Source organism: Streptomyces sp. CB03238, assembly GCF_002099185.1.
GTDB lineage: Bacteria > Actinomycetota > Actinomycetes > Streptomycetales > Streptomycetaceae > Streptomyces.
This window is the reverse complement of sequence record NZ_NBCN01000017.1, coordinates 1-12,613: the sequence shown is the minus strand read 5'-3', so window position 1 is coordinate 12,613 and position 12,613 is coordinate 1. Positions and strand designations below refer to the sequence as shown.

At 72.9% G+C, this 12,613-nt stretch carries 14 protein-coding genes; 10 read left to right on the top strand and 4 right to left on the bottom strand.

Translation table 11 applies throughout. The features are described from left to right. Window positions 1-42: 42 nt before the first annotated feature. Window positions 43-1,263 carry a 3-deoxy-7-phosphoheptulonate synthase gene (locus tag BKD26_RS27350; protein WP_084903400.1) on the top strand — a complete coding sequence of 407 codons (1,221 nt, stop codon included), beginning with the start codon at window positions 43-45 and terminating at the stop codon, window positions 1,261-1,263. Window positions 1,264-1,293: 30 nt separating this feature from the next. After that, window positions 1,294-1,821 carry a hypothetical protein gene (locus BKD26_RS27345; protein ID WP_084903397.1) on the top strand — a complete coding sequence of 176 codons (528 nt, stop codon included), beginning with the start codon at window positions 1,294-1,296 and terminating at the stop codon, window positions 1,819-1,821. 89 nt (window positions 1,822-1,910) lie between these two features. Here BKD26_RS27345 and BKD26_RS27340 read toward each other — a convergent pair whose 3' ends face one another. The 3 genes from BKD26_RS27340 to BKD26_RS27330 are packed head-to-tail and all read right to left on the bottom strand — an operon-like array spanning window position 1,911 to window position 4,331. Then, window positions 1,911-3,362: an aldehyde dehydrogenase gene (locus BKD26_RS27340; protein ID WP_241518871.1), complete on the bottom strand. Its 1,452-nt coding sequence runs from the start codon at window positions 3,360-3,362 to the stop codon at window positions 1,911-1,913. Next, complete coding sequence (locus tag BKD26_RS27335; RefSeq protein WP_084903391.1) at window positions 3,359-3,556, bottom strand: tautomerase family protein; 198 nt, start codon at window positions 3,554-3,556, stop codon at window positions 3,359-3,361. The genes BKD26_RS27340 and BKD26_RS27335 overlap by 4 nt, the downstream gene beginning before the upstream one ends. A gap of 1 nt (window position 3,557) precedes the next feature. Next, window positions 3,558-4,331, bottom strand: a complete 774-nt coding sequence (locus tag BKD26_RS27330; RefSeq protein ID WP_084903389.1) for a fumarylacetoacetate hydrolase family protein — start codon at window positions 4,329-4,331, stop codon at window positions 3,558-3,560. A gap of 174 nt (window positions 4,332-4,505) precedes the next feature. Between BKD26_RS27330 and BKD26_RS27325 the strand changes: the two genes are divergently transcribed. Genes BKD26_RS27325 through BKD26_RS27305 form a run of 5 tightly spaced genes read left to right on the top strand, consistent with a single transcriptional unit; the run spans window position 4,506 to window position 9,169 of the window. Further along, window positions 4,506-4,781, top strand: coding sequence for a hypothetical protein (locus tag BKD26_RS27325; RefSeq protein ID WP_084903387.1), 276 nt, complete (start codon window positions 4,506-4,508; stop codon window positions 4,779-4,781). Continuing rightward, window positions 4,766-5,599, top strand: a complete 834-nt coding sequence (locus BKD26_RS27320) for a hypothetical protein (RefSeq protein WP_084903385.1) — start codon at window positions 4,766-4,768, stop codon at window positions 5,597-5,599. Before BKD26_RS27325 ends, BKD26_RS27320 begins: the two co-directional genes overlap by 16 nt. Window positions 5,600-5,634: 35 nt before the next feature. Further along, complete coding sequence (locus BKD26_RS27315) at window positions 5,635-6,669, top strand: amidohydrolase family protein (protein ID WP_206603723.1); 1,035 nt, start codon at window positions 5,635-5,637, stop codon at window positions 6,667-6,669. A 23-nt stretch (window positions 6,670-6,692) separates the two neighbouring features. Further along, window positions 6,693-8,132, top strand: coding sequence for an NDP-hexose 2,3-dehydratase family protein (locus BKD26_RS27310; protein WP_084903383.1), 1,440 nt, complete (start codon window positions 6,693-6,695; stop codon window positions 8,130-8,132). A 5-nt stretch (window positions 8,133-8,137) separates the two neighbouring features. Next, entirely contained in the window at window positions 8,138-9,169 is a 1,032-nt protein-coding gene (locus tag BKD26_RS27305; RefSeq protein WP_084903381.1) for a Gfo/Idh/MocA family oxidoreductase, read from the top strand. Between the two features lie 365 nt (window positions 9,170-9,534). On the opposite strand, the gene BKD26_RS27300 is transcribed toward BKD26_RS27305, so the two are convergent. Beyond that, a complete protein-coding gene (locus BKD26_RS27300; RefSeq protein WP_179166723.1) occupies window positions 9,535-10,002 on the bottom strand; it encodes an SRPBCC domain-containing protein in 468 nt (155 codons plus the stop codon). A 201-nt stretch (window positions 10,003-10,203) separates the two neighbouring features. Between BKD26_RS27300 and BKD26_RS27295 the strand changes: the two genes are divergently transcribed. Genes BKD26_RS27295 through BKD26_RS27285 form a run of 3 tightly spaced genes read left to right on the top strand, consistent with a single transcriptional unit; the run spans window position 10,204 to window position 12,505 of the window. Continuing rightward, the gene (locus tag BKD26_RS27295) at window positions 10,204-10,989 is read left to right on the top strand and encodes an SDR family NAD(P)-dependent oxidoreductase (protein WP_084903376.1); all 786 of its coding nucleotides are present in this window, start codon (window positions 10,204-10,206) and stop codon (window positions 10,987-10,989) included. Between the two features lie 44 nt (window positions 10,990-11,033). Further along, window positions 11,034-11,570 carry a flavin reductase family protein gene (locus BKD26_RS27290; protein WP_084903373.1) on the top strand — a complete coding sequence of 179 codons (537 nt, stop codon included), beginning with the start codon at window positions 11,034-11,036 and terminating at the stop codon, window positions 11,568-11,570. Further along, window positions 11,567-12,505: an MBL fold metallo-hydrolase gene (locus BKD26_RS27285; RefSeq protein WP_084903371.1), complete on the top strand. Its 939-nt coding sequence runs from the start codon at window positions 11,567-11,569 to the stop codon at window positions 12,503-12,505. The genes BKD26_RS27290 and BKD26_RS27285 overlap by 4 nt, the downstream gene beginning before the upstream one ends. The last annotated feature ends 108 nt before the right edge of the window (window positions 12,506-12,613 follow it).

Genomic DNA, 12,613 nt, shown 5'->3' with positions numbered 1-12,613 from the left:
TTCTGCCCTGCGAATCGACCCAGAACGCTACGGAGGGCTGGCATGACCGTTGACACAGGCTTTCTTCGTGAACGTGCGCCACAGGGTTCGCCGATTCCGGACGAACTGGCGTACCGGTGTCGCGCACTCACCGCCGGTCAGCAGCCCGAGTGGCCGGACCAGCAGGCCCTCGACACCGCCGTGGGCCGGCTGGCCCAGGCCCCCGGTCTGGTCACCGCGGAGGAGGTGCGGCAACTGCGGCTGGTCCTGGCCGAGGTGGCGGGCGGCGCCTACCACGTCATCCAGTCCGGGGACTGCGCCGAGGACCCGGCCGAATGCACCCCCGCCCACCTGTCCAGGAAGGCCGCCCTGCTGGACGCGCTGGCGGGCGTGATGAAGCTCGGCACCGGCAAGCCGGTGGTGCGGGTGGGCCGGGTGGCGGGGCAGTTCGCCAAACCACGGTCCAGTCCGGTGGAACAGGTCGACGGCCAGGAACTGCAGGTCTTCCGCGGGCACCTGGTCAACAGTCCGGGGCCGGCGCCCCACCTGCGCGTCCCGGACCCGGCCCGGCTGCTGACCGGTTACCACGCCGCCAAGGACGCCACCGCGTACCTGCGCGGCGTCGGCGGACGGCAGCCGCGGGTGGACGCGCCCCTGTGGACCAGCCACGAGGCGCTGCTGCTGGACTACGAACTCCCGCTGGTACGCCGCGAGTCGAGCGGCCGCCTGCTGCTCACCTCCACCCACTGGCCGTGGATAGGTGAGCGCACCCGGCAGCTGGACGGCGCCCATGTGGAGCTGCTGGCCTCGGTGGTCAACCCGGTGGCCTGCAAGGTCGGTCCGTCGATGACGCCGGACGAGCTGCTGCGGCTGTGCGAGCGGCTCGATCCCGACCGTACCCCGGGAAGGCTGACGCTGATCTCCCGCATGGGCCACCAGGCGCTGCCGCAGAAGCTGCCCGTGCTGGTCGACGCGGTGCGCTCGGCGGGGCATCCGGTGATCTGGCTGTGCGACCCGATGCACGGCAACACCGTGAAGGCTCCCAACGGGTTCAAGACCCGGCTCGTGGACAGCGTGGTCCGCGAGGTCCGGGCGTTCCGGGCCGCCGTGTCCTCGATGGGCGGGGTGGCCGCCGGGATCCACCTGGAGACCACGCCCGACGCGGTGCACGAGTGCGTCCGTGCTGAGGCGGAGCTCGACGGGCTCGGGTCCGCGTACACGAGCCTGTGCGATCCCCGGCTCAACCCGCAGCAGGCGCTCGACGTCGTCGCGGCCTGGCGCTGAATTGCCGGCCGCAGGTGAGGAGAGGGAGTCATGACCATGGAGCGGGTGGGCTTGGAGTCGGGCACGCCGGCGGCGGGGTCCGCGGCGACGAAGATGCTGCTGGCCGCGGACGGTTCCACCACCGTCCTCCTGGAGGCGTGGTTCTCCACGGACCTCAGCACCGTCATCGACTTCCAGGGGCCGCGCGGAGCGATCGGTCTCGCCGAGGAGATCCGTGACGCCCTGGGGCTGGTGGCGGACGAGCCCGTCATCGAGCGGTTCTCGCGGCTCATCACCCCGGAAGGGGAGGTGATGAGCGTGAACCGCGTCATCCTGACCGAGGAGAACGCCGGCCTGCTGCTGCCACCGCCCGGGGTGCCGATCGGGCACCACCTGGCCCGCAACGGGCTGTCGGGCACCCGCCGGATGATCGACGCGGGGGACGGGCGGTGGAATCCCGGCAACATCCCGTGCTCCCGCAAGGAGTACGTGATCAGCTGCAATCCGCGGATGCACATCTATGTGCACGAGCGGTTCAACCCGCTGTGGGTGCCCGCTCCGGAACCGGCCCGCGTCTGAACCCTCGTCCCGCGGGTCCCGGACGGACACCGGCGCCCCGGCCCTCCCTCCCAGGGAAGACCGGGGCGCCGGCGGCTGGGTCCCTCCCGTCAGCGCGCGCCGTCGATCTCCATGACCACGGCCTTGGGCTCGGTGAAGAACTCCCGGCTGAAGGTGCCGCCTTCACGGCCCACACCCGAGTCGCCGGCCCCGCCGAAGGGCGCGCGCAGATCGCGGACGAAGAAGCAGTTCGTCCAGACCGTCCCCGCCTTCAGGGCGCCCGCGACCCGGTGGGCGCGGTGCAGATCGTCGGTGAACACCATGGCGTTCAGGCCGAACCGGGTGGCGTTGGCCTCCCGTACCGCCTCCGCCTCGTCCGTGAAGGGGGCGACGGTGACGACCGGTCCGAAGACCTCCTCGTGCCAGATCGCCGCCGACCGGGGAAGTCCGGTGACGGTGGTCGGCAGGACCGTCCAGCCGTCACCGCCACCCGTGGACATCAGCTTTCCGCCGGCCCGCTCGGCACCCTCCAGGTACGAGCGGACCTTCGCGTGGTGCTCGGCGGAGGACAGCGGGCCGATCCGGGTCGCCGGGTCCTGCGGATCTCCCGGGAGGAGCCGCGCGGCCGCGCCGGTGAACCGGTCCAGGAACTCCTCGTACACCTCCTGCTGTACGTACAGCCGGCTGCCGGCCAGGCAGACCTGCCCGGCGTTGGCGAAGGCGGCCTGGACCGACCAGCGCACGGCCCGTTCCAGGTCCGCGTCGGCGAAGACGAGGTTGGCGCCCTTGCCGCCGAGTTCCAGGCTCACCGGGGTGAGGTTGCGGGCCGCGTTCGCGGCGATGGCCCGGCCGGTGCCGGACTCGCCCGTGAAGGTGATCCGGTCCACGCCCGGATGGGAGACGAGCCGCTCGCCCACCGACCCCGGGCCGAAGCCGTGCACGACGTTGAGCACACCCGGCGGGATGCCGGCCTCCAGGGCCAGCCCTGCCAGCAGGGTGGCCGACGCCGGGGACTGCTCGGCGGGCTTCAGGATCACCGTGTTGCCCCACGCCAGCGCCGGAGCGACCTTCCAGGAGGCCAGCATCAGCGGGAAGTTCCACGGGGAGATGGCCACGACCACGCCCGCGGACTCGTACCGGGTGTAGATGTGGTGGCCGCCTTCGGCGGGATAGGTCTCGGCGGGGGTGAGCCGGGCGTGGTCGGCGAAGAAGCGGAAGTTGGCGGCGGTGCGCGGGACGTCCTTGGCCAGGGCGTCGGCCACCGGCTTGCCCATGTCACGGGAGTCGGCGAGGGCCAGGGCGTCGGCGTGCTCCTCGATCAGGTCCGCGAGCCGGTGCAGCAGTCGGCCGCGCTCCCCGGCGGACATCCGGGGCCAGGGCCCTTCGTCGTACGCCTCGCGGGCGGCGGCCACGGCCCGTTCGACGTCTTCGGCGCCTCCCGAGGCGGCCTCGGCCCACGGCCGGCGGGTCCAGGGGTCCACGGAGGCGAACCGGGCGCCGTCCGCCGACTCCGTCCGCTCCCCGCCGATGACATGGGGGAACCACTCCACAGCAGCGTTCATGCGCTCGCCCTCCGCTCCTCCATCGTCATGTCGCCCGCGGACCAGTGCGCGGCGGGCACTTCCCTGATGACCACGCGGATGGCGTCGTCGGGCGCGCCGACCGAGTCCCGCACGGCCGCGTGCAGCCGGTGCAGCAGTTCCCTCAGCTGCTTTCCGTCGCGCCCCTGCACCAGCGTGACCTCCACCAGCGGCATCTCACGCCTCCAGGGTCACGGCGCCGAGGGAGGTGTAACGGGCGGTCACCCGGCTGCCCGGCCCGACCGGGACGGCGTCGGTCAGCGCGCCGGAAAGCACGATCCAGCCGGGCTCCAGAGCCAGCCCGCGGGAGCCGAGGGAGTTCGCGGCCAGCGCGAGGGCGGCCGCGGGGTCGCCCTGTACGGCGGCTCCGGTGGCCCGGTCGACGACCCGGCGGTCGACCTCGAGCTCGCAGCCCTCGCCGACCAGGTCCGTGCCGCCGGGGGCGCGTACCCGGGAGCCGACGACGAAGGCGGCCGACGAGGCGTTGTCGGCGACCACGTCGGGCAGCGTGAAGCGGAAGTCCCGGTAGCGGCTGTCGATCACGTCGAGCCCGGCGCGGACCTCGCCGACCGCGCGCAGCGCGGTCTCGGGGGTCACCCCCGGCCCGGCCAGCCGCTCCGCCATCACGAACACGATCTCCGGCTCGACCCGGGGGTGGATCAGCCTCTTCAGCGGTACGGGGTCGCCCTCGGCCAGCATCATGCTCTCGGTCAGCCAGGCGGTCAGCGGGGCGTCCACACCCATCCGGCGCTGTTTGGCGGCGGAGGTCAGGCCCAGCTTCACCCCGACCAGCCGGTCTCCCCCGGCCTCTCGGCGGCGCAGGGTCTCGTCCTGCACGGCGTAGGCCGTCGCCAGGTCGAGCTGCGGCCACTGGTCGGTCAGCGGTGGCCGGTCGGTCGCCGACCGCTCGGCGTCAAGCAGCAGGCCGGCGGCCTGCTCGACAGTCAACATGGTCGGTCCCCTCCGGGGTTCGGCGCACAGGTCCGCCCCGATCCCAGCACGCACGGGTCGACCGGCGGTGGAGCTCTTCCACTGAGTGCAAGGCCCGGCAGCGCACGTCCGGTGGGCTTCGACTCAGTGGAACCGTCGTGGCCCCGGGCCGTGCCGGCTGCCTAACGTCGGCGTATGAGCGCCTACACCTTGCAAAGAGCAGTCTTCGACCGGCTGCGGGCCGGTGAACGCGGGCGGCCGGAGCCGTCCGACGACGGGTACGAACTGTCCGGCGCCGAGCGGGCGGCCCTCCTGGGCCGGGACCTCCGCGCGCTCACCCTGCTGGGTGTGCACCCGGTGCTGCTGAACGCCTTCGCCCGGTCCTGCGGGATCACCCGCGACGGCTACCGGGCGATGCTGACCGGTACCGCCTCGGCGGTGGAGGGGAGCCCGCGATGGCGCGCGTCGTAGCGGCGTTCGCGGCCTCGCACGCGCCGATGATGCTGGCTGCCCGGGACATCGCGCCGGCCGCGCAGCGGGACCGCTTCTTCGACGGCCTGGGGCAGGCGGTGCGGCGGGTCCGGGAGGGCGGCGCCGAAGCCGTGGTGGTGATCTCCAACGAGCACTTCACCAACTTCTTCCTGGGGAACTTCCCGCAGCACTGCGTGGGCCTGGCCGACCGGCACACCGGGCCCGCCGAGCCCTGGCTGCCCATGCCGCACGGTGACGTACCGGGCCACTCCGCCCTCGCGCACGAGCTGACCCGCCATCTGCTCGGCCAGGGCTTCGAACCGGCCCTCTCCCACGACCTCCACCTCGACCACGGGGTGATGACGGTCTACCACGCCGTCGACGAGACACTGCGCCTGCCGCTGGTGCCCATACTGCAGAACTGTGCCGTCGCCCCGATGCCGGCGCTGCGCCGCTGCCACGAGCTGGGGGCTGCGCTGGGCAAGGCCCTCGCGGAGTGCACGGCGGTGGACCGGGTCGCCGTGGTCGCCGCCGGTGGCCTCTCGCACACGATCGGCACCGAGCGGGTCGGCGAGATCGACACCGAGTTCGACCGCTGGTTCCTCGACCGGATGGCCGCCAACCGGTTCGACGACGTCCTGGACATGGCGGACCGGGAGCTGGAGGCGGCCGGCAACGGCGCGCATGAGATCCGCAGCTGGCTCACGCTGGCGGGGCTCGCCGACCGGCCGGCCCGGATCCTCGCCTACGAACCGGTCCAGGAGTGGATCACCGGCATGGGCGTGGCCGACTACGACCTGTCCCCGGCGTGGTCGTGACCGGCCGGGGCCCTGCGCCCGGCACCCGGGGGGCCGTGGACATCCACACCCATGCGATGCCCCTGCCCCTGCTGCGCTGGCTCGGTGACCGCTCACTGGCCGCGCTCGACGGACTGGACGAGGCCCATGTCGTACGGATCGACCCGCGGATCTCAGGGGTGGCCAAGGACGCCCCGCTGCCCTGTCCACCGGCGCAGGTCGAGGTCGGGGCGCGTCTCGCGCTCATGGACCGGACGGGGGTGGGGTGCCACGCGGTGGCCCTGCCACCGTTCCTGATGGGTTCGGGGCTCACCGACCCGGTACTGCTGCGGGAGCTCATCCGTCGCGGCAACGACGCCCTGGCCGGGTACGCCGCCGGGGCCCCGGACCGGCTGTGCGCCCTGGGCACGGTTCCGGTGGGGGACCCGTCCGCCGCCGAGGAGGCCCGCCGCTGCCTGGACGACCTGGGCATGGCGGGGGTGGCCATCGGCAGCCAGGGCCTGGGACGCGAGCTGGACGACCCGGTCAACGAGGAGCTGTGGGCCTTCCTCGCCCGGCGGCAGGCCTTCACCTTCCTGCACCCCAGCGTGCCGGTGGAACCGGAACGCACCCGCGCCTACTGGATGGCCCAGCTGGTGGGCTTCCCGATGGAGACGGCCCTGGCGGTGTCCCGGCTGGTCCTCGGCGGGGTGCTGGAACGGCACCGCTTCCCGCTGTGCCTGGCGCACGGCGGCGGCTGCCTGCCGGCCCTGGCGGGCCGCCTGGACCTCGGGTGGGCCCGTAAACCACCGGCCAGGGCCTCCTCGTCCCCGCCCAGCACCTGGCTGCGAGGGCTGTACTACGACACCGCCGTCTTCTCCCGCGAGCAGCTGGCCCGCCTGGTCGCCGACGTCGGGGCGGAGCATGTGCTGCTGGGCACGGACACGCCCTTCGACCTGGCCGACGAGGACCCGGTGCGGACCGTGCGCGAACTGGGGCTGGACGAACGGGAGTCGGAGCTGATCCTGGGCGGCAACGCCCGCCGGCTGCTCGCTCATGCGTTCCTGTCCCCGGGCTCTAGCCGGCGTCAGGAACCTGGCGTCGCGTCATGACGATCGCCCCAGGGAGGTAGCCCGTGTCACCCTCACTCACAGCATCGCGCGGCCCGGCGGAACCGGCCGCCGGGCAGGCCCCGCTCACCGAGCGGCTGGCCCGGTCGGCCGCAGCCAGGGACGGGGTACGGCTGCCGACAGCGGAGTTCGACGCCTGGCTGGAGGCCCGCCGCACAGCGCATGTGTTCTCGTCGGAGCGGGTACCGCTCACGGAGATCGACGGGTGGCATTTCGCGGCCGACACGGGGAACCTGGTGCACCGCAGCGGGCGGTTCTACTCGGTCGAGGGGCTGCGCGTACAGACCTCCAACGGGCCTTATCCGCAGTGGCACCAGCCCGTCATCAACCAGCCGGAGACCGGTGTCCTCGGTATCCTCTGCCAGGAGTTCGACGGGGTCCTGCACTTCCTGATGCAGGCGAAGATGGAGCCGGGCAACCGTCCGCTGCTCCAGCTCTCCCCCACCGTCCAGGCCACCCGCAGCAACTACACGCGCGCCCACAACGGTGCCGCGGTCAGACACATCGAGTTCTTCCTCGGCGCGCGCGGCGACCGGACCATCGCGGACAGCCTCCAGTCGGAGCACGGCTGGTGGTTCTACCGCAAGCGCAACCGCAACATGATCGTCGAACTGGTCGACGAGGAGATCGCGTACGACGAGGACTTCTGCTGGCTGACCCTGGGACAGATATACGGGCTGCTCGCCCGCGACACCGTGATCAACATGGACTCGCGGACGGTGCTGTCCTGCCTGCCCTCGGTCGGCGCGGCCGTCGACGGGCCCGCCGACCGGTTCCAGCGGGCACTCGCGGCCTCCCGGGAGCCCTCCGCCGGCGCCCTGACCACCCTGCCCGAACTGCTGCGCTGGCACACCGACCAGCTCTGCGAACACTGGGTGGACGCCACCCGGATCCCGCTGCGCGACCTGCCCGGCTGGCGGCACACCGACGAGGCGATCGTCCGCGACGACGGCCGGCACTTCCGGGTGGTCGGGGTCAGGGTCGAGGCCGGCAACCGCGAGGTCACCTCCTGGAGCCAGCCTCTCATCGAGCCCCACGGCCCCGGCCTGGCGGCGCTGCTGGTGCGGGAGTTCGACGGAGTCCTGCACGCCCTGGTGCACGCCAAGGTGGAGGGCGGTCTGGTCGACGCGCTGGAGCTGGGTCCGACGGTGCAGTGCCGCCCGGGCAACTACGACGACGACGAGCAGCCCCTCTTCCTCGACCAGGTGCTGGGCGCCGGTCCCGGCCTGATCCGCTACGACGCCGTCCAGGCGGAGGAGGGCGGCCGGTTCCTCGGCGCGGACTTCCGCTATGTGATCGCCGAGGCCGGCGAGACCCTGACCGAGGAGCTGCCCCCGGGGTACGCCTGGCTCACCGCGTCCCAGCTCGGCGACCTCATCCGGCGCGGCCAATACCTGAGCGTGCAGGCCCGCACTCTGGTGACCTGCCTCAACACCCTGGGGTGAGCGGCATGAACGGAAGCAGCGCTGTCACCCCACCGGGCGGCCCGGAGCCGGTCCGGATCGCCGTCCTGGGCTGTGCGGACATCGCCCGGCGCCGGATGCTGCCCGCCTTCGCGGCCGATCCCGGCAGCCGGGTGGTGGCGGTGGCCAGCAGGGACGGGGCCAAGGCCCGTGATCTGGCCGGCCGTTACGGGGGCGAGCCCGTGACGGGCTACGCGCAGGTGCTGGCGGACCCCGGCGTGGAAGCGGTCTATGTGCCGCTGCCCGTGTCGCTGCACGCCGAGTGGATCGAGCGGGCGCTGCGGGCGGGCAAGCACGTGCTGGGCGAGAAACCGCTGACACCCGACGCCGGCTCCACGCAGCGGCTGTTCGCACTGGCGCGCTCCCGCGGGCTGGTGCTCGCCGAGAACTTCATGTTCCCGTACCACCGACAGCACCGCCGGGTGCGGGAGCTGCTGGCGGACGGCGCGATCGGTGAACTGCGCGGTTTCACCGGCGAGTTCACCATCCCGGCACCGCCACCGGGGAACATCCGGTACCGGCCCGAGCTGGGCGGCGGCGCCCTGCTGGACATCGCCGTCCACCCGCTGCTCGCCGCCTGGCTCCACCTGGGACCGGAGCTCGAGGTCCGCGGGGCCCGGCTGCGCCGGCACCCCGTGCACGGGGTGGACACCGGCGGCGCGATCCTGCTGTCGGCGCCCGGCGGGACGACCGCGCAGGTGGTGTTCGGCATGGAGCACGCCTACCGGTCGGCGTACGAACTCTGCGGCAGCGAAGGGCGGCTCCGCGTCGAGCGGGCGTACGCCCCGGCCGCCGGCCACCCGACCGCGATCCGGCTGGAACGGCCGAACGGCTCCGAGGAGTTGACCGTGGAATCCGACGACCAGTACCTCAACGCGGTACGCTCGTTCTCACTCGCCGTCCGGAACGCGCCGAACGACCTGCGCGAGGACCAGTCACTCGCGCTGGCCCGGCTTCTGGCCGACGTCCAGGCGGCGGACGCCGCCGCCGCGGCGACGGCGTCCACCACCACGCCCTGACGCGCCGTCCCGGCCGACCCGGCGCGGTGGTTACGCCCCTTTGCGCCGGCGTCACCGGCACGGCTCGGTGACCGCCCTGCGCCCCGGCCGGTACCCGCCCGCGCGCAGGGCACCGCCTGGGGCAGTTCCCGGTCTCCGGGCCGCCGGCCGCCCGGAACAGCCGACGGCCCGGCGCCCCGGGTGGGCGTACGGCCGGCGGCCATGCGCCGGCCGGGTGTCACTGGCCGCAACGCGGGGCCGTCCGGCAGCCCATGGGCGGCCCGGACGTGCGCACCGGGGGCCGGGCATCCCGGCACGGCGGAAGGCCCCGTCGGGGACGGGGCCTTCCGCCGGCGCTCCGGTGCCGCCGCCAGGGCTCGGCGGGTTCAGAAGAGCTTCTCGTAGCGGCCGAGGGTGTCACCCGGGCTGGGCCCGTCGAGGGCCTGGTGCATGCGCTCGGCGCCCTCACCGACCCGCCAGATCTGAGTGTGCGCGAGCTCCACCCTGGTGTGGTGCTCGTCCACGGGCGTGAAGTAGACCTCGATGAAGCCGGCCTTCTCGTCGTCCGGCAGCGGCTGCCACCGCGCGTCGATGCGCCAGGTGAGGATCAGCTTCTCACCCGGCACGTACTCCCGGATCGTGCCCCAGGTCATCTCATTGCCCTCGGCGTCCCACTCGTAGTAGCGGCCTCCGGCCTCACGGTCGAAGGCGATACCCACCCGCGGGGTCTTCAGCAGGACGTGGTGCGGCGGGAACCAGTCCTGCGGCCGCTCGACGAACACCTGGAAGGCGTCCTCGGGCGTGGCCGCGACAGTCACCGACTTCCGTACGTCCGAAATCGTCTGTTCGGGCACGGGCCCTCCTCGCTCACTGTGCACGCGGGAGCGCGCACGGGATTTCGCCATACCCCGCTACGCTCCCGCGCCCCGCTCGACGCCCTGTCGGGCTCGGCTGGAGGACGACCGCGAGAGGAAATCGAGGCGGCTGCGAGGTGGCGTTGGGACGGTCGCTACCGACCGGACGGCCCGGTCACAGACCACAGCGGGGAGAGCACGATGACAGACGCGGGACGACGAGTCGCATTCGTCACCGGCGCGACCAGCGGGATCGGCCTCGCCGTGACCGAACTCCTGGCCCGCCAGGGCGCCGCCGTCTTCGGCGTCGCGCGGAGCGAGGAGAGCGTGCGCACGGTCGTGAAGCGGCTGCGTGAAGAGGGCCTGGAGGTGGCCGGCACGGTCTGCGACGTGACATCGCCCGAGGAGATCCGCGCCGCGGTCGAGGCGGCCGTCGCCGAGTTCGGGCGGATCGACATCCTGGTCAACAACGCGGGCCGGGGCGGCGGCGGTGTCACCGCCGAGATCGAGGACGCGCTCTGGAACGAGGTCATCGAGACCAACCTCAACGGCACCTTCCGGGTCACCCGCGAGGTCCTGAGCACCGGCCGGATGCGCGAGGGCGACTGGGGGCGGATCGTCAACATCGCCTCCACCGGCGGCAAGCAGGGCGTGGAACTGGCCGCCCCGTACTCCGCCTCCAAGCACGGCGTCATCGGTTTCACCAAGGCGGTGGGCAAGGAGCTGGCCAAGACCGGCATCACCGTCAACGCGGTCTGCCCCGGCTACGTCGAGACGCCGATGGCACAGCGGGTGCGCCAGGGTTACGCCGGCCACTACGGGGTCAGCGAGGAGGAGATCCAGGACAAGTTCAACGCGAAGATCCCGCTCGGCCGCTACTCGACCCCCGAGGAGGTCGCCGGCCTGGTCGGCTATCTGACCTCGGACCTGGCCGCCTCCATCACCGCGCAGGCGCTCAACGTCTGCGGCGGCCTCGGCAACTACTGAGGCCCGTACCACCGAGGCTTCGACCCCGAAACGGAGCAGGCGCCATGACCCACGCGGCAAGCACATTGCTCGCCCGGCCCGATATCGCATCCTTCCGGTCCGCGATGGGCCGCTTCCCCACCGGAGTGACCCTCCTCACCCAGGGCAGCGGTGACGAAACCCTGGTCACCACCCTCAACAGCTTCGTATCGGTGTCCCTCGACCCGCTGCTGGTACTGGTGTCCGTGAAGGCCGACGGCCAGATCCGCCCCCGGGTGATCCGGCGGCAGAGCTTCGCGGTGAACGTGCTCACCGAGCCGCAGCGGGACCTGGCCCAGGAGTTCAGCCGTTCCGACCGCTCGCAGGGACAGGCCGCGATGCTGCGGCTGGCCGCCGTGGACGGTGTCACCGGCAACGCGGTGATGCCGGGCGCGGAGGCGTACTTCGAGTGCGGGTTGCACCAGGCGTACGACGCCGGTGATCACGTCCTGCTCATCGGCCGGGTCGTCGCCCTGCGGGCCGGTGCAGGTGAGGCCGACCCGCTCGTCTTCCATCAGGGCCGCTTCCGCCGGCTGCCCGCCGAGCTCGGGGAGGCGGCGTGAGCGCCCCCTCCGTCCATGCCTCCGCCTCCGTCGCCCCGCCCGGCACGTTGCGGGAGGTCGCACCGGGTGTGCACGCCTTCGTCCAGCCCGACGGCGGATGGTGTCTGAACAACGCCGGCCTGATCGCCGTCGAGGGCATCGGTGTGCTGGTGGACACCGCCGCCACCGAGGCCCGTGCCCGGCGGCTGCGCGAGGAGGTCGAGCGGGTCGTGCCCGGCGGCCCTGCCTATGTGGTCAACACCCACTTCCACGGCGACCACACCTTCGGCAACGGCCAGTTCGTCCCCCGCGCGGTGATCGTCGCGCACGAGGGCACCCGCTCCGACACCGCCGAGGCGGGTCTGGGTCTGCGCGGTCTGTGGCCCGGCGTCGACTGGGGCGACACCCCGCTGACCCTGCCGGGACTCACCTTCCGTGACGCGCTGACGCTGCACGCGGGCGATCTGCGGGTGGAGCTGCTGCACGTGGGCCCCGCGCACACCGCCAACGACGTGGTGGTGTGGGTGCCGGAGCGCTCGGTGCTGTTCACCGGCGACGTGGTGTGGTCGGGCGTCACACCGTTCGTGCTCATGGGTTCCGTCACCGGTTCCCTGCGGGCGTTGGAACGGCTGCGCGGCCTGGGGGCCCGTACGGTCGTACCGGGGCACGGCCCGGTCGGCGGCCCCGAGCTGCTCGACGCCACGGAGGCGTATCTGCGCTGGGTCCAGCTCCTGGCCGAGGAGGGCCTGCGGGACGGCCTGGGACCGCTCGCGGCGGCAGAGCGCGCCGAGCTGGGCGCGTTCGCCGACCTGGTGGACTCCGAGCGGCTGGTGGCCAACCTGCACCGGGCCTACGCGGAGCTGGAGGGGCTCTCCCCGGGCGCCCGGATCGACGTACTGGCGTCCTTCCAGGAGATGGTCGCCTTCCACGGCGGACTGCCCGCCTGCCACGCCTGACGGGATGCCCGCACATTGACCGGCGGGCGCCCGGGGAACCGCCGGGCAGGGCCTAGGTGTGCTGTCCGGAGACGTTGGTGACACGCGTGCTGGGTTCTTGAACGGGTG

Excerpts from the sequence above, each read along its gene's own strand:
- BKD26_RS27350 (WP_084903400.1), top strand. The coding sequence starts at position 43 with ATGACCGTTGACACAGGCTTTCTTCGTGAACGTGCGCCACAGGGTTCG.
- BKD26_RS27345 (WP_084903397.1), top strand. The coding sequence starts at position 1,294 with ATGACCATGGAGCGGGTGGGCTTGGAGTCGGGCACGCCGGCGGCGGGG.
- BKD26_RS27340 (WP_241518871.1), bottom strand. The coding sequence starts at position 3,362 with ATGAACGCTGCTGTGGAGTGGTTCCCCCATGTCATCGGCGGGGAGCGG.
- BKD26_RS27335 (WP_084903391.1), bottom strand. The coding sequence starts at position 3,556 with ATGCCGCTGGTGGAGGTCACGCTGGTGCAGGGGCGCGACGGAAAGCAG.
- BKD26_RS27330 (WP_084903389.1), bottom strand. The coding sequence starts at position 4,331 with ATGTTGACTGTCGAGCAGGCCGCCGGCCTGCTGCTTGACGCCGAGCGG.
- BKD26_RS27325 (WP_084903387.1), top strand. The coding sequence starts at position 4,506 with ATGAGCGCCTACACCTTGCAAAGAGCAGTCTTCGACCGGCTGCGGGCC.
- BKD26_RS27320 (WP_084903385.1), top strand. The coding sequence starts at position 4,766 with ATGGCGCGCGTCGTAGCGGCGTTCGCGGCCTCGCACGCGCCGATGATG.
- BKD26_RS27305 (WP_084903381.1), top strand. The coding sequence starts at position 8,138 with ATGAACGGAAGCAGCGCTGTCACCCCACCGGGCGGCCCGGAGCCGGTC.
- BKD26_RS27295 (WP_084903376.1), top strand. The coding sequence starts at position 10,204 with ATGACAGACGCGGGACGACGAGTCGCATTCGTCACCGGCGCGACCAGC.
- BKD26_RS27290 (WP_084903373.1), top strand. The coding sequence starts at position 11,034 with ATGACCCACGCGGCAAGCACATTGCTCGCCCGGCCCGATATCGCATCC.